Source organism: Aquirufa avitistagni (assembly GCF_042715545.1).
Lineage (GTDB): Bacteria > Bacteroidota > Bacteroidia > Cytophagales > Spirosomataceae > Aquirufa > Aquirufa avitistagni.
Genome location: NZ_JBBKXZ010000002.1, coordinates 389,399 through 409,971, shown reverse-complemented (window position 1 = coordinate 409,971; position 20,573 = coordinate 389,399). Strand labels below are relative to the sequence as shown.

Genomic DNA, 20,573 nt, shown 5'->3' with positions numbered 1-20,573 from the left:
AAAAATCCTACACAGGATTTATAGCTGCACTAAAAATCAAATCAAAATAAAATAAATGGATTACCCAAAATTTCATGGAATTATTGTTCTAGAGACTAAATGCCTCTTTGTCAAATCATTAGAAATTTATTAATTTTCAACAGGTAAAATTCCCCCCATGAAAAAATTAATGCTGGGCATAAGCTTACTCCTGTTAGGCTGCCAAGAAAAACAGCGACCCAATCTCGCCACAACTCCTGAATTACAAAAAGCCTTGCAATCCATTCAGGTCTTGGACGGATTTGAAGTGGAGCTTGTTGCATCGGAGCCTTTAGTGGAAGATCCCGTGGCCATGGAAATCGACGAAGATGGCAATTGGTACGTTGCCGAGATGCCTGGCTATCCCCTAGACCTCAGCAAAAAGGGACAAATACGAAAACTTATTGATACCAATGACGATGGATATCCAGATAAAAGCATCGTATTTGCCGACGGTCTTACGCTTCCCATGGGGGTTATGCGCTGGAAAAAAGGAATCCTTGTGGCTGACTCCCCAAATATCCTCTATTTTGAGGATACAGATGGCGATCAAAAGGCAGATAAAAGAGAGGTCGTCCTGACCGGGTTTTCTTTATCAAATCCCCAGCACAACATGAATACCCCGAAATTCGGGATAGATAACTGGATCTACTTGGGGCATTCGGGTGCTATCAACTCCTTTACGTATGAGGATATTTTTGGGGATAAGGGCAAAGAAATTACGTTCCCGAATAAACCCAATGCCGCATTTTTACCTAAAAATGGGAACGGTCGTAATGTTCGCTTCAAACCCGATTCCTATCAGATCGAATCGCTCTCAGGTGAAACGCAATATGGGCACACGACGGATCCTTGGGGCCGACGGTTTTACACCGATAACGCGAATCATTTGTTCCATGAGGTTATTGATGCACGCTATGTCAATGCGAACAAAAACCTAGTCATTGCAGAGGCGATGGAAAAAATTCCAGACCATGGAAATGCTTGTGAAATCTATCCCATTTCCGAAAATCCGAATCATCAATTATTAACCGATGTGGGGGTGGTGACCTCCAGTTGTGGAATCACGTGGTATGATGGTGGGGCTTTTGGCAAGGAGTATAATCAGGTGACGTTCGTGGGAGAGCCCGTTCACAATTTGGTTCATGCGGATATCATTGAATCCCATGGAGCCACTTTTAAGGGGAAGCGCTTAGTAGAGAAAAAGGAGTTTTTAGCATCAAAAGACCCCTGGTTTAGACCCGTGAATTTTTATGTTGGTCCAGACGGCGCTATGTATGTGGTGGATTATTACCGCCAATTAGTAGAGCATCCGGAATGGATGTCGGAAGAGGTAAACAAAAGTGGCGCCCTATACAATGGCTCGACGAAAGGCCGAATTTACCGCATCACGAAAAAGGGATCGAAGGCGATGGATTGGATGAAATCCGTGAAGTTGTCTACTAAATCTTCGGAAGATTTGGCTGAGCTACTGACGCATGAAAACGGATGGGACCGTCGGACTGCGCAGCGCTTATTATTCCAGCGGGGAGACAAATCAGTCGCGCCCCAACTAAAGAAAATTATTGCTAGAGATCAAAATTTAGGTGCCGTTCAGGCGCTTTGGTTATTGCATGACTGGGGTATGGTGGATGCTAAAGACCTAGCGAATGCCTTGGGATCTTCCACAGATGGTATACGCGAAAATGCTTTGCAGGTGGCCGATCGGCTCATTGGGAAACCGGGCTTTGCGAATAATGCCAACTTACAAAAACAGCTCATTGGCTTAGCGGATGACCCATCTGCGCGTGTTCGATTCCAATGGCTTTGTTCGTCGAGCTACTTCCGACTGCCTAATGCGGATCAATTGCGCGCTAAAATTTTAGCCAAAGATATTGAAGATCCTTGGGCGGGAATAGCCGCGATTGCCGCTTCACAAGATACGGAGGAGGCTTTGCTAAAATCCTCTATTCAGACCTTAGGCATAAGTGCCTCTAAAGGTAAATCCACATTTTTTAGCTACCTCGCAGCAACCTTGGTTAAAAAGGGGGATCCTGCCTTCTTGTCTTTAGCCATTGACCAAAATCCTTCGAATGACTGGTGGCAAGCCGCTATTTGGTATGGCGTTGCGACACTCATCAAAGAAGCAGGCGTGCCTTTCCCGCTAGAGGAAAAACATAAAGAGGCGCTGTTGGCCTCCTTCTTACAGACCAACCAGCCTGAACTTCGAAGCGCACTTCTTTCACTTTTTAAAACACTGGGACTACCTAAAAACTCAACCCAATTCGCACGCATTGAGCAGCGATTTAGCCAATCAAAAGATGCCCAATTTCAGCGAGATGCCTTATCGCTATTGGCCTTGCGGGGAGATGCAAAAACGCAATCTAATTTAATCCAATACCTGTCTTCGAAAAGCCCCGTTCACTTGCAACTGGGAGCCATCGAGTCCTTACCGAATACCTTAGCTAAGGCCGATTTACAAAAGATAAACACCTATTATCCTTCGTTATCGGAACCGGTAAAAAAGGCCTGGATTGCGTATTTACTTGCGCATGAAAATCTAGTAACCACCTTGCTCCAAGAGGTAAAGAAAAACAATATCAAACGTGCTGATTTAGCATGGCCGCAAATCGTGGAATTAATGAATTACTACGATACCGGCGTGCGTAGATTGGCTCGCTCGGTATTGGCTATATCGGAAGACCGAAAAGCCATCTTACAAAATTACCTGCCAGCGGCGGAGAAGGTTGGAGATGTGGCGATGGGCCAAAAAGTCTTTGAGGCAAATTGTACTTCGTGCCACGCGATTAAAAATCTGAAGGGGGTAGATTTTGGCCCCAATTTAAATACGTTGAAGAGTAGAAACGCGCTTTCAATCATTACGGAGATTATTAATCCCAACAATTCCATTGCCGACAAATATGGCCAGTGGGACGTGGAATTAAAAAATGGCACGCGTCTGAACGGAATCATCACTTCGGAGAACGATCAAACCATCGCGCTTAAATTAATGGGAGGTGCTGTTCAAAACATCTCCAAGTCGAACATAAAGTCTAAAAAAGACTTACGCGTTTCAGCTATGCCGAATGGTTTAGAGGCCAACATCAGTGTACAGGCGATGGCGGATTTATTGGCGTATATAAAAAAATAACTCCCTTTGTATGATCCGTTTTTTACTTGTTCTAATTGCCTTATTTTCAATCTCCATAAACACACATGGCCAGTTTAAGGTCAGTGAAAATAATCGGTTCATTTTGCGAGATGGAAAGCCATTTTTTTGGCTTGGGGATACGGCATGGGAACTTTTCCATCGATTGTCAACAAAAGAGGCAACCTACTATTTTCAAAAAAGAAGTGAGCAAGGATTTACGGTCATACAGGCCGTGGCTTTGGCAGAGTTAGATGGCCTTCATTCCCCAAATGCCAATGGAGATCTACCATTATTAAAGGATAATCCTGCTCAGCCAAATGAAAAGTATTTTGCTCATGTAGATAGCCTAATTGATATCGCCCACAGTTATGGCTTAACCATCGCCCTTTTGCCCACCTGGGGTGATAAAGTTGATAAAGCAAGTTGGGGCGTGGGTCCTGAAATTTTTTCAGCCGGAAATATCTATGCATATGGGAAGTGGATAGGTGCTCGCTATGCTAAAAAGAAAAATGTCATTTGGATTATGGGTGGAGATCGCAATCCTAAAAATGAGGCTCAAATTAATATCTGGAATTCATTAGCTACAGGTGTGGTGGAGGGAGTAGGCGGAAATGAACACGCGTTAATGAGCTTTCACCCACAACCTAATGCATTAGGATCTGCTGAATGGTTTCACCAAAGTGAATGGCTGGATTTTAATATGTTTCAAAATGGGCACTGCAGAGATCAGGAGCATTATCTTAAAATTTCATCCTTATATAACAAACTACCATATAAACCCATCATGGATGGAGAGCCCCTGTATGAGGATCATCCGGTTTGTTTTAATGCGAATGACCTGGGAACATCAAGTGCATATGATGTTAGAAAATATGCCTATTTGGATTTGTTCGCGGGGGCTTTTGGACATACGTATGGCTGCCATGATGTTTGGCAAATGTATGATTCGACACGTGTGGGAATTAATGGACCTCACTTCTCCTGGAAAACGGCACTGGATTTACCTGGAGCTAATCAAATGAAATTTGTTCGAAAGCTAATGGAATCAAAACCAGCGTTAGAGCGAATTCCAGATCAATCCTTGTTAATAGGGCCAAATGAAACGCCTAGCGAACGAATTCAAGTGACAAGGGGCAAAGAATATGTCTTTGTGTATGCTAGCACGGGTAAATCATTCGGATTAAAAATGGGAGTAATCCCCGGTGAAAAAGCTGCCTATTACTGGGTAAATCCTAGGAATGGGGAGCAATCAAACAGGTTTATTATTTCGAATTCTGGTATACAAACCTTTACCCCACCTTCAAAAGGTTATGGACTTGATTGGATTATGGTGTTAGAAACAAATTAATTTATTCAATCCCAAAAACAATGAAGACTAAAATTATACCTCATTACTTCGAGAATGACGGTTTTATTCCTAATAATAAACTACCTGTATTAATTTACAAAAATGCGCTTTATTACATCGGAGCGCAAGATTTTGAACTTTGTTTTAGCCAAAATGGGTGGACAAATAACTGGACAGATATCATTTTGCCGTATGACCATTTTCATAGCAATACCCATGAGGTTTTAGGACTAAAAAGTGGTCAGGCTCAATTAATGTTAGGCGGCAAAAATGGAAAAATTATACAGGTTGAAGCGGGGGACGTGATTATTTTACCAGCTGGTGTTGGCCATCATTCGATTGACAATTCCCTCGATTATCAATTTGTTGGGGGCTACCCAAATGGGGCAGATTGGAACTTAAAGATTGGTTTGACAGATGCAGATCGCACTTTCATTCGTGACGAAATAGCTCAAATTCCTATTCCAGATACAGATCCTGTTTATGGTGTTGATGGGCCGCTATTTGCGTATTGGAAATAGAAGAAGACGTTTGGCTTCCATTGGTTTTTACCTTCTACATATCAGGTAAAAAGTTTTGAAGGTCTGGGTGTAATTCATTGAATAACCCCTTCAATTCAAGGAGGATGCAACACATGACCGGTGCTGATACTACCCCCGCTTCAGCGTCAACCCAATTTGGCCTGCGTGATAGGAATTGTGATACAGAACGTGTGCGAATAATTTAGCCTTCGAAACGGTGCCAAAAAATGGCGTATCTATCGACTCATTCCATCCACCGGCGGGTGTATTTTCAATCAATTGCTCAAGCATCGCAAAGCCTTTGTCCAATAGGGTTTTTGTTCCTTCTACATCAGCACCTTGGCCAGTATCTGGTTGGCCCATCGTCGTGTTCGCCACATCACTCGGCATTCCGAAAAAATACCCAAACATTAGCATGGTCTCAGCTACATGTCGGTACATAAAGCCGACAGACGATGTATTTGCATTAAGCTTTAGCGCTGCATTTGCCTGATTCACTTCGTTGAAAGCAAAACTGCAGCTTAATTTATTTTGCTCGAGGAGGTCTCTAAAAATTTGTTGTTCCATTGCCATTGAATTGAATTTCAATATTAATTGGATTCTATTAACATTGCAAATGTGCTATGAATCTGGAGAAGGTATTTCAATTAGTAAACTATTTTTGGTTAATTTGATTCACCAAAACCTATTCAATCCCGTATGAAAATTTTCGCATTACTCGTTTTTATCTCGTTCGCGGGATTCGCACAAAACAACTACAACCTCATTCCTTTACCCAAAGAAGTCATACCCCAAACGGGTCAATTTGTGGTTAAAAAGTCTACAACGATTGGTTATTCACATACTGAATTTGCTCCCGTGGCGAATTTACTACAGGAGTATCTTCAAGGGGCTAGTTCTTTCCCCATCAGCGCGAAAGCGACGAAATCGGCAGTGATTCAATTTTCGCAGAATGCCAACTTAGGGGACGAGGCATACACGCTTCAGATTAGTTCGAAGAAAATTGCTATTCAAGCCAAAACAGGCAAAGGTGCTTTTTACGCTTTACAAACCTTGTTGCAATTAATGCCTGCACAAGTCTATGCTGGGTCGCCTTTGACAGGAAGCATCTCGATTCCAAACGTATCGATTAAAGATGAACCTCGGTTTTCATACCGTGGGTTGATGTTAGACGTGGGTCGTTATTACTATCCAGTAGCATCGGTTAAGCGCTTCATCGACCTAATGGCGATATATAAAATGAATACGTTTCATTGGCATTTAACAGAAGACCAAGGCTGGCGCATTGAAATCAAAAAATATCCATTATTGACATCCATTTCGTCTGTCCGCAAAGAAAGCATGTTGGGTCATTACAAAGACCAAAAATATGACGGCAAACCGCATGGCGGATTTTACACCCAAGAGGAGGTAAAAGACATCGTCGCCTATGCAACGAAAAAATACATCGAGGTGATTCCGGAAATTGAAATGCCGGGTCATTCGCAGGCCGTTTTGGCTGGGTATCCGCAGTTTGGGGCGAACGCCGACAAGCTATATCAGGTAAAAACAAAGTGGGGCGTATCGGATGATGTGTTGTTTCCGCGGGAGGAAACATTCACCTTTTTGGAAGATGTATTAACCGAGGTGATGGCCCTTTTCCCGGGTCAATATATTCACATTGGTGGAGACGAATGTCCGAAAACCCAATGGAAAGAAAGTCGGTTCTGCCAAGATTTAATCAAGAAATTGGGCTTAAAAGATGAGCATGAATTACAGAGTTATTTCATTCGTCGGATCGATAAATTCGTTACCTCCAAAGGCAAAAAACTGTTGGGCTGGGACGAAATCTTAGAAGGAGGATTATCTCCGAATGCCATGGTGATGTCCTGGCGTGGCACAAAAGGTGGAATTGAAGCGGCGAAACAAAATCACGATGTGGTGATGTCGCCTAATTCATATTTCTATTTGGATTACTATCAAGCGGATCCTAAAACGGAGCCTGTTGCCATCGGGGGATTATTGCCCTTGAGCAAGTGTTACTCATTTGAGCCGAATCTTCCCGAATTAACGGCGGAAGAAGCCAAGCACGTAGTCGGTATCCAAGCCAATATCTGGACGGAATACATCAGCAATATTGCGTATGCTGAATACATGACGTATCCGCGGGCCTTAGCACTTTCTGAAGTAGCGTGGTCGACCAAAGAGTCCAAAAATTATGCGGATTTTAAAAGGCGTTTGACGGGCCATTTGCCGGCAATGGATGCGCTGAAAATTAACTACTCGAAAGCGTTTTTGGCACAGCCATAAATGATCAAATAATAACATGGATAAGCAAACGCTCATTAACAAGCTGACTGAAAATCACCAGGAATTTATTGCCTGTGTAGGTCAACTTTCACCGGAAGAATTTAGTGTAAGTAAAAACGATAAGTGGACGGCAGGCCAACAGCTTGAGCACATTTATCTTTCTGTCAAGCCGGTTGGTTTAGCGTTTCGGTTACCCCTGTTTTTGTTAAAGCTTATTTGGGGGAAATCGAACAGAGAAGGAAGAAGCTATGACGCGCTAATCGCGCGATATCATGCCAAATTAGCCAGTGGAAGCAAGGCTACAGGTCCATTTGTCCCTAAAAAAGTGGACCTACATCAAGGCCAAAAATTGAAAGCAAGCCTAACAAATGAAGTCTTAAATCTATGTACAGCGATTGAAAAGCGTTCAGAAGAAGAGCTTGATCAGTACATTTTACCACATCCTTTATTGGGCAAACTCACCTTACGCGAAATGCTCTATTTTACGATTTATCATGTGAAACACCACGAAAAGCTAATCGAAAAATCTTAAGAAACGAATGGGTTGATTTTTTCGATTATTGACAATTTCCAAACACTATACGCATGAAATAGGGCGATAAACAAATTGCTGATGATGACGGGATTTGTCATCGTCCCCACCATGATTGGGCTTAGCAGCTTATAAATAATCTGAACCGACAGCAGCGCTATCACCATTTTGGCATCAAACTTGAAGAGCAGGGCCGCCGAGAAAATTAGAATGGTCAAATAAATCGAAAGTAGAATTCCCCTTGCAGGCGTTTCGATGCCGTAGGAATCTAGTGCCCAATTCGCTTTTAAAAGTAGCCCGGAACATACGGGAATTAGGACCAATATATTAAGTGCAAGAGATAATTTAGGTAATAGCATAGTTGAATTAGAAGATTTGAAATTAGTCCCGACGCAACGTGTAAATGCCTACTCTGTCATGAAAACATGCCGTTTTTGACTAAAAAAGGCCTATTTGACCCGCGCACCTCAAACAAATTTAATTGTTTTTGATTTAGTAGTAGCCAATTTAAATCAACATTGGTAATTTTAACTACACATCAACAAACAAAACATACATGAATAAGCTATTGGTGATTGGTGCGGGCGGCCAACTAGGCACGGAGCTCACACAATCCTTAGCCAATACATACGGTAGCGAAGCGGTTATTGCAACCGATTTTCAGGAAAGCGCACGATCAAAATTTAACTATTGTCGCTTCAAAACCTTAAATGTACTGGACAAAGAGGCCGTTGGCAAACTGCTTCAAAAAGATCAAATTACGCAGGTTTATCACTTAGCTGCGATTCTTTCTGCCACTGGGGAGAAAGACCCGATGCAAGCTTGGGATATGAATATGCGGGGATTGCTACATGTACTCGAATTAGCAAGAGAAAATAAGCTAGAGAAAATCTTTTGGCCTAGCTCGATAGCCGTGTTTGGCCCCAATACGCCTAAACAAAAAACACCTCAAGATGCCCTAAAAAATCCCACCACGGTGTATGGCATTTCGAAATTAGCTGGCGAGCATTGGTGTGAATATTACTTCAATACCTATGGGGTTGACGTCAGAAGCTTGCGATTTCCAGGGCTGATTGGATATAAATCGTTGGCCGGAGGAGGCACGACTGATTATGCTGTAGATATTTATCATCAAGCAATTCGGGAACAAAGCTTCACATGTTTTTTACAAGAGGATACATATTTACCCATGATGTACATGGATGACGCGGTCCAGGCAACCATGCAATTAATGGCGGCGCCAGCCTCAAGTATTCGGGTCCGCACCAGCTATAACGTATCAGGGATGAGTTTTTCTCCGCGTGAAATTGCGGAAAGCATTCAATCCCACCATCCAAACTTCCAGGTTCAATATGCTCCAGACTTCAGGCAACAAATCGCAGATTCGTGGCCTTCGAGTATCAATGATGACTGTGCTAGAAATGACTGGGGATGGAAAGCGGAATTTGACTTGCCTAAAATGACCACTGAAATTTTAACTAAATTACCTTCCTATATCCACAACCTATAAGTTTATGTACGAACAATATAAGCCATTCATCACCAAAGAAATTGAGTCGATTAAAGCGGCTGGATTATTTAAAAAAGAGCGCGTCATTACCTCGCCACAAGCGTCCGAAATTACGATTCAGGGCGGCGAAAAAGTGTATAATTTTTGTGCGAATAATTACTTAGGGCTTTCATCGCATCCTGCGGTAATTCAGGCGGCGAAAGACGCAATTGATACCCATGGTTTTGGGCTATCTTCAGTTCGCTTTATTTGTGGCACACAGGATATTCACAAAACCTTAGAAGAAAAAATTTCTACCTTTTTGGGGACTGAAGATACGATCTTATATGCGGCGGCATTTGATGCCAATGGAGGTGTTTTTGAGCCCTTATTAGGCGAAAAAGATGCGATTATTTCTGATGCGCTAAACCATGCCTCCATCATCGATGGAATCCGATTATGTAAGTCGATGCGCTACCGCTATGAGCACAATTCGATGGACGATTTAGAGGCGAAGTTAAAGCAGGCGGTGGCGGATGGGGCCCAACAAAAAATGATTGTCACCGACAGTGTTTTTTCGATGGATGGCACCATTGCGCAATTGGATAAAATTGTCGCCTTAGCGGAAAAATATGAAGCACTCATCATGATTGACGAGTGTCACTCCTCTGGTTTTATGGGAAAGACAGGACGTGGCGTGCACGAACTGAAAGGGGTGATGGGTAAAATTGATATCATTACGGGCACCTTGGGCAAAGCGTTGGGCGGAGCATCGGGCGGATTTACGTCGGGCCGCAAGGAAATCATCGACCTATTAAGACAGCGTTCTAGACCTTATTTATTTTCGAACACCTTAGCGCCATCCATTACTGGTGCGTCGATTGCGGTTTTTGATATATTATCTAAAACGACAGAATTGCGCGATACGCTGGAGGAAAACACGGCGTATTTCCGGGAGCGGATTGTTGCTGCTGGTTTCGATATCAAATCTGGCGAACACCCGATCATTCCGATCATGTTATATGATGCGGTTATCTCCCAAAAAATGGCCGAAAAACTCTTAGAAAAAGGGATTTACGTGATTGGTTTTTACTATCCGGTGGTGGCCAAAGGGCAAGCGAGAATTCGCGTCCAAATCTCCGCTGGGCATACTCGGGAACAATTAGATCACGCGATTGCTGCCTTTACGGAAGTAGGAAAAGAGCTGGGAGTTATTGCGTAACTTATTTTCAAAGGGGCTGAGATTTCAGCCCTTTTTTGTGTTCAAGGTACGATATAGGGCAGCTAAATTATTTTTCTGTGCGACCAAATCGCTGCCTTGAATCCGCGCTTTTTTAGCATCCCATAACGAGGGAATGGAGAACTTCCCGCGCGAAAGAGAATACATCCACGTTAAATCGATGAAGTTGAGAAAGAGGTTCGCTCGATAAAATGCCGTGGCATTTTCTATTTGGAACCCTAATTTATGCAGCGTCCTATCATTGAAAAAATACGACGTTCCCACAATCGAAACCGACTCCGAAATCTGCTTATTTTCAATTTGTGAAATTAGGTGTAGTAAGCCTTCCAAATGGTACGAAAGCAACCTATTTCTCAATTCAACACCTGGCTTTATTTTCCGTAAAACAAATAAATGGTCAAAGCTCGTTCCGCTATGTAAATCTATTTGTTTTTCGTTCGCCATATAGCCTAAAAGCATCGGCGAGTAATAGGTGTATCCGCCGGTCAACGTAAATAGCGGGGTATATAAAAATTGACTAATCGGAACGTATAAAATGAAGGCTAAATAAACGAATGAGTTGGTATACCCTTGTTCAATGATAAGAATCGCGAGGAATATCCCTGCCAAAAAAAACAATATTGCTTCAATCCAGACGAATGCTTTTGGCTGTTTGTAAAAATCGTTCATTGCTTATTTACTATGCGTAATTGAACTTAGCTTACTAATGACTTGATTCCATCTCTGAAAATCAGGAAAAGAAAGACAAGAACGCCCACAATAACTTCATTTCGATATTTGGTCAAGAATTGTTTCATCATAACTTAAACTACGCGTTTTCTGCCTATTAATAAATAAACAATCCCCGCAATGGCGCCTAAAATTCCCATAAAAATGAAGGCGATTGTCCACATGATTTTTTCATTTTTGTTTATCCTGTAGGAATTCCAAATTTCATACAAAGATGTGACCACAAATACGCCATTCGACACGATGCCCGCGATGAGCAGTTGGTCCGCACCTGGCAAATGTAAAATCTTCATCAATGCCCCTACAAGCGATGTGGCTAGGCTGATGAAAAAACTCCAAGTAACAAGCGTTCCAAGTTTCATAGGTAAAATCGGATGATGTGTCAAAATAAATGATAAACCCCTGTAAAACCATAACATCTGATTAATTATCTTAATGATCTAAACCTGATAAAACCTATGAAATCGCTATTCTTTGCCCTTATTTCCTGTCTAGCATTCACCGCTATCGCTCAAGATGGAACTATTTATCCGCTTGAAACTCCCAAAGAACCCAATGCCATTCCCTTAAACACGGGCTCCGTAAAAGACCAACCGGCGCCGGAAACGTGGTTTCGGCAGTGGGGCGATCCGATGGCTCGCAATATATCAACCGCAACATTGACGCCCTTCTTTCCAGAGAAAGGTAAAGCAAATGGCGCCGCAGTCATTGTGGCTCCGGGTGGGGGGTACCGTTGGCTTTCCATGGGAAATGAAGGCTGGGAAGTAGCCGAGGCCCTTGCCAAAAAAGGCATAACTGCCTTCGTCTTAAAATACCGCTTATTCCCAACCCCAGAAAAATTGGAAGATTTTACCGCTTGGATGAACCGCCCACGTCCCGCTCCCGTAAAAACAGATAGCGCCGCAAAAAATACGAATCCCATGGCGCAAATGGATTTAACCAACCAGCTCACAGATGCTGAGGCGGCCTATGCGATGATCATCAAAAACGCCGCAGCTTGGGGTGTGGATACGCAGCGCATTGGCATGATTGGGTTCTCCGCTGGAGCGGGTTTAACGATGCATGCAACGCTACATTCGAAAACGATGAAGCTCGCCTTTATTGGTCCGATTTATGGCGGCATGGGGCCTGTGAAAGTGCCGGCAAACGCTCCCCCGATGTTTAATGCCATCGCTTCAGATGACTTCTTGTTTAACTCCCAGTTTGGGGTGATTGAATCTTGGTTTAAAGCGGGCAGACCCGTGGAGTTTCATTTATACCAAAATGGTGGGCACGGCTTTGGCCTAGGCAATCCGAACAGAACGAGCAATAAATGGTTTGATGCGTTTGTGCATTGGTTAGATGTGAATAAGTTTTTGGTGGCGAAATAATGGCCCCAAACTACTTTCCATTCCACCCATCCATGATGCCCGATTTGATGTCTGTGTAACTCGTGAGTAACCAAATAACCAAAACAATCAGGAAAATTGTTTTCCAATGTGTTTTAAACAAAACGGTTAAGTCATGTAAGAATTGATTCATATCTGTGATTTTAAGCGTTAGATTAAACTCATAGGGTTTGGCTTCGGATGGCTTAACGCATGGAGATAAGTCGGCCTGCAATACTTCACCTAGAACTTTTACGGAATAAAGACTCGGTTTTACCTCATTGTTCTCGATTCGCTGAATCGTTCTGAGGGTTAATCCCGTCTGCTCGGAAAGTTCTTTTTGCGAGATGTTCAACCGTGTTCTTAGCTCTTTTAATCTTGCACCAAATTCCATTTGCAAATATGATTGTGTCATTAGTACGACATTTTCTGTGTCTAGGGCAATAATACAAACAGATTCCGAAAAATGAACAAGCCAATATAATTTTTCGGTATTCCCGTGTTTCACGAATGCCAAGCTATATATTTGAAAAATTATTGGGACCATTCAATCCCCTAACTAAAACACGATGAAAAAAATCATACTACTAATAGTCTGCACAGCCCTGTCAATTGGGGTTCGCGCCCAAAGCCCGGTAGGTGCGTGGGAATCCAAATCTATTTCTGAAAGCGGAGACACGCTAAGAAGTGTTGTCATTTTTGCCGATGGCTATCAAGTATTGACCATATACAATGCAAGCAACGGCAAGTTTATTCATGCCAATGGCGGAACATGGAAGTTGAATGGGGACGTAGTGACCGAAAAACGAGAGTTTCACACGGATAATGCTGCGCTTGTTGGCACAGAAGTCAGTTTTAAAATAGCCATGACCCACGATTCCCTCACCATCGTAGGCAGTAAAAGAAAATTTAGAAGAATCGATGACGGCAAGCCTGGTGTGCTTCAAGGGGCCTGGCTGATGTCGGGAAGAATCATGGATGGTAAAGTCCAAAAACGCGACACCAGTGTAGCCAGAAAAACCATGAAAATTTTATCGGGAACTCGATTTCAATGGATCGCTTACGATACCGATACGAAGCAATTCCTAGGAACTGGAGGCGGTACCTACACAACCCAAAATGGTGAGTACGCTGAGCGCATTGAGTTCTTTTCGAAAGATGAGACGAGAGTAGGCCTTCGTTTAAAATTCAATTATGCGCTAAAAGCTGGAGATTGGGAACACTCCGGTTTGTCAAGCAAGGGAGATCCCATCCATGAAATATGGAGCATACGAAAATAGGTTTTACGATACTTTGAAGGAAATTATACCCACATGATTGACCGGCTTTTTGCAAAACCCCTAACTGATAGCACAAGCGTCTCACTAGATTTAAGTGCCACGAATTTGGACTTGCTTCCATCCATCTATGGGAATGCCTCCGCGTTTAACGCGTACATCGAAGCGAAGATTGGTGATAAGATTGGTTATGGCGGATACCTGGAGCACCGGGTCATTTATGAGACCTATGCTAATTTCGAAACATCTTCAGCTGATTTTAGGAATATTCACTTGGGCATGGATTTTTGGACGACAGCAGGAACGCCCGTTTTTGCGCCATTAGACGGCGTGGTGCATAGTTTTATGGTGAATGACGGGGCGGGGAATTATGGGCCAACGATCATTTTACATCACCCGAAAGCAAATATCTACAGTTTATATGGGCACCTGTCTATGGGTGATTTAAGCCAACTGGAAGTTGGCATGCCGATAAGCGCAGGACAAAAGCTTTGCCATTTGGGAAATCAAACTGAAAATGGCGGCTGGCCGCCACATCTGCATTTCCAGCTAATCCGCGATATGCAGGGGTTTCAAGGAGATTATCCCGGGGTATGTGCGAAGCGAGATGTAGATTTTTATGCCCACAACTGCCCGGATCCGGCTTCTTTTGGAATAGTCTAATCCCAAGAGAAGAAAAAATGGCCCCTGTTTCCAGAGGCCATTGAAAATTATTTTGTAGCTGCGAAAATCCATTTGGATCGTATTGAGCCATTTTAGATTTGTCCAACAATTCCTTAGGTAAGGCAAAACAAATTCATAGTTAAATTTCTTTCTAAACTAGTACCTGAAGGTAATCATATAGAAATCCCAACTTAATTATTCAAAAAATAAAAATACTTTTTACAACTTTACGAAGTGTTCTAAATATTCAAACAAATAATGACGGAGTTATTATCAGTCCTATTTCACTTCTGCCTTGGTACATTATTTTTACTCTTTGGAATAAATTTAATCTTGAGAAAAGGGTTAATAGCTTCTAAACTATTAGGAATTCAATTTACTTTATTGGCCATTACACTCATAATCTCTTATTATTTAACTGAAAATAACATTTTAGATTACCCCTATTTTTTTAGGTCATTGTCGCCACCTATTTACCTCGTAGGCCCACTTTCAATCCTCATTCAAAAGTTTTTATTATACCCCAACCGAAAATTTAAAAGGATCTATTTTCTTCATTTCGTCCCATTTTTTTTACATACCGTCGAGTATATTCCGTTTTACTTAAGTTCAACAGAAACGAAAGTGAATGAAATAAAGTTTATTATAAAGCAAGGAAGCCTCTCAGCTTCGACAGGTAATTTTGGCTGGCTACCTATGTCAGTACATGAAAATTTAAAAGGATTATCCATAGTAATATATTCTATTTGGATAGGATTTGATCTTTACAATTACTTTAGAATAAAGGGCTTTCACATATTAAATAGGAGCAACAAAATAATCATAAAATGGATTTTAATTGATTTTATAATGAAAGTAGTCGCTGTGCTATTTATTGTATATTATTTCGTTACTATGAAATTAATAGGTATTAAATCTTCTACTGAATTAATCATTATCTACATAATATTTTCATTAAACTACCTTTTTGAAGCATTATACTTGATTATAAATCCACAAATGTTAGTAGGGCCAACACTTAGTGGATTTTTCTCCAAAAGAGAATTAGACAAGTTTTCTACAAAGAATAACAACACAAAAAAAAGTGTTCCGGAAGGCCACATCATAAAAATTCAGAATTTATTTGAAACAGAATTAGTTTTCTTAAATCCTGATTTAAAAATTATTAATATCTCTGAAAGAACAGGAATAAGTGTATCTCAAATTTCATCATCCATCAAGCAAACACATGGCCTAAGTTTTCCTGAGTTTGTTAATTCTTGTAGACTTACCTATCTAAAAGATGAATTATCACACAACCCCATTTGGAAAAAATACACGATTGAAGCTTTAGCATTTGAAGCTGGATTTAAGAATCGACAAACTTTTCACTTTGCATGCAAAAGCCTACATGGACTTTCAGCCTCTGAATTTTTATTCAAAATTAAAAACAACAACTAGTTTGTTAGATTTTTTTGGGGCTGCAAAAAAACCGTACAAAACAAAAAATTAAAAATAGTTACTTGCTCTGGATAAAATAGAGCATTAACATGAAGTACATTTCTTTGTTAAAAGTATTGCCGTTAATCGTTGTTCTAATTACTTCGTTTAGCCAAGCTCAAAATTATAAAATACAACTAGGCTCGTCAATAACAACATTTAATTATACCCAAGCCAATGGGGTTAAAGCAAATTACCTAAGGCCGTCTTCGGGTTCTCATTTTGGAATTATTTTTTCAGAGGCTGTTTTAGATACAAGTAAGAACCTGGCCAATACTAGTAAACGAAGTATATACTTTAGCCAACATCCAACCATATCGAAAATACTAAGTACTTTCCAGTACGATTTAGGGATAAATTACCTGCAAATGAATGCTGTGGGTGATCTCCAAAAAATTCACTTTGCTTATCATTCAGATTTTATTGGAACTCAAGCAGGCTTTGGTATAGAAATTCCTATCAAACTTGGTATATCAATTGCGGGAACAGGGCAATTGGGAATTTTCAAAATGATTAACGGAAACCAGTTAATCTCAAACCAATATTTTCCTCTAGTAAATAATCCACAATTCAATACGTTCCAATTCTTTATGGGTTATCGAGGGGAAATAAGCAAAAAATTGAATGATAAAACATCGGCATTTATTGCCTACCAGAAAATACAGACGACACATGCAGATAAAATTGGCGAAGCTACTTTAAACTTTGTGCCTACCAGTTTTTTGATAGGATTAAAATTTTTAAAATGAATAAGGTAGTCTACATTTTAATGTATTTGGCGATTTCATTTTTGTCCTACGGGCAAAAAAAGGGAATTAATTACCAAGCCATCATCCTAGATCCAAATCCTTTAGACATTCCTGGGAATAAAATAATGGGCCAACCATTTCAAAAAGGTAAAGTGGCCATAAAATTTACAATTAGCTCTATAAACGGTGTAGATTATACAGAAATCCAACAAGCAGAGACCGATGAATTTGGTCTCATTAATTTGACTATTGGCCTCGCTCCGACCAATGGAAGTTTAAGCTCAAATTCATCTTCAGAAACAGGCGCAAAATACAGTACATTTGACACAATTATTTGGGATGAAATTGTTAAAAACTTGGCAGTTGCTGTCAGCTTTGACAACGGGAAAACATTCACAGAAGTTAGCAATCAAAAATTAAGTTACAGTGCTTATGCCTTGTATGCTGAGTCTGTAGATTACAAAAATGTACGTGATGCCCCGACAAGATTATCCCAATTTTTCAATGATCCAGGGTATTTAATCTCAAAAGATTTAGAGCCGGTAAAAGCAGATATCAAAAATAATTCTAGTCAAATTAAAATCGCCAATCAAATCATTGATGATAACAAAAAAAGTAGTGATCAATTATTCTTGGTTATTAATCAAAGTATTACAAGTCTAGATACTAAATTGATTGAGAATTCAATAAATATAAAAGACAATCAGAGTTCCATTAGTACAATAATTACAAAACTCTCTGAGCAGCAAAATCAGATTTCTACAACCAATAACAATTTAAATTCTCAGATAGGGGGGTTAAGGGGACAAATTAGGGAAACAAACGATAACGTAAATAACCTTTCAGGAACCGCCGAGGTCGTATCAAACAAATCCACAGAAATTGATTTAGGAGGAGCTAGCCCCTCAGACCAAAAATACCCTAGCCAAAAAGCAACCAAAACCTATATTGATCAAAATATCTCCAAACTTGTCGCCGGCAACATACCTGATGCCACTACTTTAGCAACAGGAAAAATCCAATTAGCTGGTGACTTAAGTGGTACAGCCACAAATCCCACCGTTCCAGCTTTGGCCAACAAAGAGAATGTTAGTAATAAATCGACCAATATTCAAGGCGATGCTGGATCCGATAGTAAATATCCATCCGTGAGAGCAGTAAAAACGTATGTGGATCAAGCAACTATGGGAGCAGCCTTGCAGGCTACCGTAGATGCAAAAAGCTGATAAAAACTCACCTACATTTACGGGTACGCCATCCTTGCCCTCAGGAACCACCGCAATTACACAAAACTCTTCTGATAATTCGACTAAATTAGCTACAACGGCTTTTGTCCAACAAGCCACCGCTGGAATTGCTTTGCAAGCGTCTGTAGATGCTAAAGCCGACAAAAATTCACCTATCTTCACTGGTACCCCTGTGTTGCCTTCATCTACTATTGCAGTAACTCAGTCATCAGGAGATAATAGTAACAATATTGCCACGACCGCATTTGTTCAACAAGCCGCAGCGGCAGGGATTATAGATGCCAGTACAAGTCTAAAAGGCAAACTTAAATTAGCCGGAGACTTAGCCGGTACAGCTGATTTACCAGCTATATCCACAGGAGCTGTCAATTCAGACAAAATACTCGATGGAAGCATTGTAACCGCAGATTTAGCCGATGCTTCAGTGACCGATATTAAAATCACAACCATAACTGGAAGTAAAGTGACAGGAAATATTTCAGGAAATGCGGCGAATGTAAGTGGAATCGTGGCAGTGGCCAATGGAGGAACAGGAGCCAGTACTAAAATCTCTGGTTTCAACGCTTTATCACCTATGACCACCAAAGGTGATTTGATCTATGGAGAAAACTTCGGCGAAGGCACACGATTGCCCAAAGGAAATGAAGGCCAGGTGTTAACCATGAAAACAGGTGTGCCATCGTGGCAAAATCCTAGAAATAATAATTCGGATGACGACGATGATGACGACGAAGATGATGATGGTGATGACGGAACCATCCGAGATGCAGATTCAGATACCAAGGGTATATTACGATTATCTGGGGATTTATCTGGAACAGCCTCTTCTCCTGCCGTAGCCACAGGAGCCATAAACTCAGCCAAAATATTGGATGGAAGCATTGCTACCGTGGATTTAGCCAATGCTTCAGTAACAGATGTTAAAATAGCAGGAGTTGCTGGTAGTAAAGTCACAGGAAATATTTCAGGAAATGCAGCAAATGTCAATGGAATTGTGGCAGTGCTCAACGGAGGAACCGGAACAAGTACATTAACCGGTTATGTCAAAGGAACAGGGACATCTGCTTTGTCGGCTAGTAGTAGCATTCCAGTAGCTGATGTCACGGGAGCTGCCCCAATAAATTCCCCCGCATTTACGGGTACTCCATCATTGCCAACAGGGACAACAGCCATTACACAAACATCTGCCGATAACTCTACAAAGTTGGCGACAACCGCTTTTGTCCAACTAGTAACTTCAGCAGGAGTAATTGACGCTAGTGCAACTGAAAAAGGAAAGCTTAAATTAGCTGGAGACTTGGCCGGTACCGCAGATTTGCCAACCGTACCAGGCTTAGCCTTAAAAGCTAATATCACCACCTTAACTAGTTCGCTGGCCTTAAAAGAAGATGCGGCCAATAAATCGAATGCAGCATTAGGAACAAGTACCACCCTATTTCCAACCCAAAATGCTGTAAAAATATATGTTGATGCACAGAGTGTAGATGCAAGTAGTTCCGTCAGAGGCAGAATTCAACTAACCGGGGATTTAACTGGATCAGCAACTTCACCGGTCATAGCTACAGGTGCGATAAACTCAGCCAAAATTTTAGATGGAAGCATTGCTACTGGGGATTTAGCCAATGCTTCAGTAACAGATATTAAAATAGCAGGGGTTGCTGGTAGTAAAGTCACAGGAAATATTTCAGGAAATGCAGCGAATGTCAGTGGCACCGTGGGGGTGCCCAACGGTGGAACGGGAGCGACTACTCTATCAAGCAACCATGTTCTTTTGGGCAATGGAACAAATGCCATTCAAACTGTTGCGCCAGGAACCTCTGGTAATGTATTAATGTCAAACGGAGCTACTTGGGTTTCGGCTTCAAATAATTCAGATAACAATACACATGCTGTTGGCGAATTGTACGGTGGAGGAATAATTTTTTATGTTTATGATGGTGGAAAACACGGCCTTATTGCTTCAGCGAGTGATCAAAGTAACGATATCAAATGGGGTTTAGATATTGGAAAAGAAATTAGAGCTCAGGCAAATGGTATTGGTGCTGGAATAAAAAATACAACAATTATTATTTCGAGTGAAATAAGTCAACGCAATTTCAATAAAAGTGACGGGTACGATGGCGAAAATTTTGCAGCATTGATATGTAATGAATTCGTCAAAAGTGAAACAATTAACTCCTTAGAAACTACTTATGGAGATTGGTATTTGCCAAGCAAATATGAACTTAATTTACTTTATTTAAACAGAAATATTGTTGGGAATTTTGCCTCAGATATTTATTGGAGTTCAACCGAATATGATGATGAAGAGGCCTGGACAATTAATTTTAATACAAGATCAGGTTCTGCCGAATCTAAATCAGATAAATCAAGCAAAAATCGCGTTCGTGCAATCCGGAACTTTTAAAATTTAACTAAAGCAAAAAAAATTATAATTAGAACAAAATACAGGATTTGGTGGGTTTACAAATAGAAAAAATGGCCCCTGTTTCCAG

General features: G+C 41.1%; 19 protein-coding genes. 14 read left to right on the top strand and 5 right to left on the bottom strand.

The features are described 5' to 3' along the window. Positions 1 to 157 precede the first annotated feature (157 nt). From U0R10_RS07570 to U0R10_RS07560, 3 genes are read left to right on the top strand one after another with little or no spacing between them, the layout of a single operon-like run. Positions 158 to 3,148 carry a PVC-type heme-binding CxxCH protein gene (locus tag U0R10_RS07570; RefSeq protein ID WP_377983356.1) on the top strand — a complete coding sequence of 997 codons (2,991 nt, stop codon included), beginning with the start codon at positions 158 to 160 and terminating at the stop codon, positions 3,146 to 3,148. 10 nt (positions 3,149 to 3,158) lie between these two features. Next, the gene (locus U0R10_RS07565) at positions 3,159 to 4,496 is read left to right on the top strand and encodes a glycoside hydrolase family 140 protein (protein WP_377983355.1); all 1,338 of its coding nucleotides are present in this window, start codon (positions 3,159 to 3,161) and stop codon (positions 4,494 to 4,496) included. Between the two features lie 20 nt (positions 4,497 to 4,516). Then, positions 4,517 to 5,017, top strand: a complete 501-nt coding sequence (locus U0R10_RS07560) for a cupin (protein ID WP_377983354.1) — start codon at positions 4,517 to 4,519, stop codon at positions 5,015 to 5,017. Positions 5,018 to 5,146: 129 nt separating this feature from the next. Here the strand turns inward: U0R10_RS07560 and U0R10_RS07555 are convergent, their stop codons facing one another. Beyond that, positions 5,147 to 5,584 carry a DinB family protein gene (locus tag U0R10_RS07555; protein ID WP_377983353.1) on the bottom strand — a complete coding sequence of 146 codons (438 nt, stop codon included), beginning with the start codon at positions 5,582 to 5,584 and terminating at the stop codon, positions 5,147 to 5,149. A 132-nt stretch (positions 5,585 to 5,716) separates the two neighbouring features. Between U0R10_RS07555 and U0R10_RS07550 the strand changes: the two genes are divergently transcribed. Together U0R10_RS07550 and U0R10_RS07545 are read left to right on the top strand one after the other, a co-directional pair. Continuing rightward, positions 5,717 to 7,306: a beta-N-acetylhexosaminidase gene (locus tag U0R10_RS07550; protein ID WP_377983352.1), complete on the top strand. Its 1,590-nt coding sequence runs from the start codon at positions 5,717 to 5,719 to the stop codon at positions 7,304 to 7,306. 16 nt (positions 7,307 to 7,322) lie between these two features. Beyond that, the gene (locus U0R10_RS07545) at positions 7,323 to 7,838 is read left to right on the top strand and encodes a DinB family protein (protein ID WP_377983351.1); all 516 of its coding nucleotides are present in this window, start codon (positions 7,323 to 7,325) and stop codon (positions 7,836 to 7,838) included. Here U0R10_RS07545 and U0R10_RS07540 read toward each other — a convergent pair. Beyond that, positions 7,835 to 8,197 (bottom strand): hypothetical protein, encoded by a 363-nt coding sequence (locus U0R10_RS07540; protein WP_377983350.1) that lies wholly within the window; start codon positions 8,195 to 8,197, stop codon positions 7,835 to 7,837. The genes U0R10_RS07545 and U0R10_RS07540 overlap by 4 nt on opposite strands. A 197-nt stretch (positions 8,198 to 8,394) precedes the next feature. On the opposite strand from U0R10_RS07540, the gene U0R10_RS07535 reads away from it, so the two are divergent. Both U0R10_RS07535 and kbl read left to right on the top strand, forming a co-directional pair. Further along, positions 8,395 to 9,348, top strand: a complete 954-nt coding sequence (locus U0R10_RS07535) for an NAD-dependent epimerase/dehydratase family protein (protein WP_377983349.1) — start codon at positions 8,395 to 8,397, stop codon at positions 9,346 to 9,348. Between the two features lie 4 nt (positions 9,349 to 9,352). Next, entirely contained in the window at positions 9,353 to 10,549 is a 1,197-nt protein-coding gene (gene kbl / locus U0R10_RS07530) for a glycine C-acetyltransferase (protein ID WP_377983348.1), read from the top strand. Positions 10,550 to 10,573: 24 nt separating this feature from the next. Here kbl and U0R10_RS07525 read toward each other — a convergent pair whose 3' ends face one another. Continuing rightward, positions 10,574 to 11,236, bottom strand: a complete 663-nt coding sequence (locus U0R10_RS07525; protein ID WP_377983347.1) for a hypothetical protein — start codon at positions 11,234 to 11,236, stop codon at positions 10,574 to 10,576. A 134-nt stretch (positions 11,237 to 11,370) separates the two neighbouring features. Beyond that, complete coding sequence (locus U0R10_RS07520; RefSeq protein ID WP_377983346.1) at positions 11,371 to 11,715, bottom strand: GldL-related protein; 345 nt, start codon at positions 11,713 to 11,715, stop codon at positions 11,371 to 11,373. Positions 11,716 to 11,754: 39 nt separating this feature from the next. Here U0R10_RS07520 and U0R10_RS07515 point away from each other — a divergent pair, with 39 nt between their 5' ends. Beyond that, positions 11,755 to 12,666, top strand: coding sequence for an alpha/beta hydrolase (locus tag U0R10_RS07515; protein ID WP_377983345.1), 912 nt, complete (start codon positions 11,755 to 11,757; stop codon positions 12,664 to 12,666). 10 nt (positions 12,667 to 12,676) lie between these two features. On the opposite strand, the gene U0R10_RS07510 is transcribed toward U0R10_RS07515, so the two are convergent. Continuing rightward, positions 12,677 to 13,078 carry a helix-turn-helix domain-containing protein gene (locus U0R10_RS07510; RefSeq protein WP_377983344.1) on the bottom strand — a complete coding sequence of 134 codons (402 nt, stop codon included), beginning with the start codon at positions 13,076 to 13,078 and terminating at the stop codon, positions 12,677 to 12,679. Positions 13,079 to 13,232: 154 nt separating this feature from the next. On the opposite strand from U0R10_RS07510, the gene U0R10_RS07505 reads away from it, so the two are divergent. The 6 genes from U0R10_RS07505 to U0R10_RS07480 all read left to right on the top strand — a co-directional run bounded on the left by U0R10_RS07505 (position 13,233) and on the right by U0R10_RS07480 (position 20,485). After that, entirely contained in the window at positions 13,233 to 13,943 is a 711-nt protein-coding gene (locus U0R10_RS07505; protein WP_377983343.1) for a membrane or secreted protein, read from the top strand. Positions 13,944 to 13,976: 33 nt separating this feature from the next. Beyond that, positions 13,977 to 14,603 (top strand): peptidoglycan DD-metalloendopeptidase family protein, encoded by a 627-nt coding sequence (locus U0R10_RS07500; RefSeq protein ID WP_377983342.1) that lies wholly within the window; start codon positions 13,977 to 13,979, stop codon positions 14,601 to 14,603. 849 nt (positions 14,604 to 15,452) lie between these two features. After that, positions 15,453 to 16,043, top strand: a complete 591-nt coding sequence (locus U0R10_RS07495; protein ID WP_377983341.1) for a helix-turn-helix domain-containing protein — start codon at positions 15,453 to 15,455, stop codon at positions 16,041 to 16,043. Between the two features lie 89 nt (positions 16,044 to 16,132). Next, positions 16,133 to 16,831 carry a hypothetical protein gene (locus tag U0R10_RS07490; protein WP_377983340.1) on the top strand — a complete coding sequence of 233 codons (699 nt, stop codon included), beginning with the start codon at positions 16,133 to 16,135 and terminating at the stop codon, positions 16,829 to 16,831. Beyond that, positions 16,828 to 18,057: a hypothetical protein gene (locus tag U0R10_RS07485; RefSeq protein ID WP_377983339.1), complete on the top strand. Its 1,230-nt coding sequence runs from the start codon at positions 16,828 to 16,830 to the stop codon at positions 18,055 to 18,057. The genes U0R10_RS07490 and U0R10_RS07485 overlap by 4 nt, the downstream gene beginning before the upstream one ends. Beyond that, positions 18,044 to 20,485 (top strand): hypothetical protein, encoded by a 2,442-nt coding sequence (locus U0R10_RS07480; RefSeq protein WP_377983338.1) that lies wholly within the window; start codon positions 18,044 to 18,046, stop codon positions 20,483 to 20,485. Before U0R10_RS07485 ends, U0R10_RS07480 begins: the two co-directional genes overlap by 14 nt. Positions 20,486 to 20,573 lie beyond the last annotated feature (88 nt).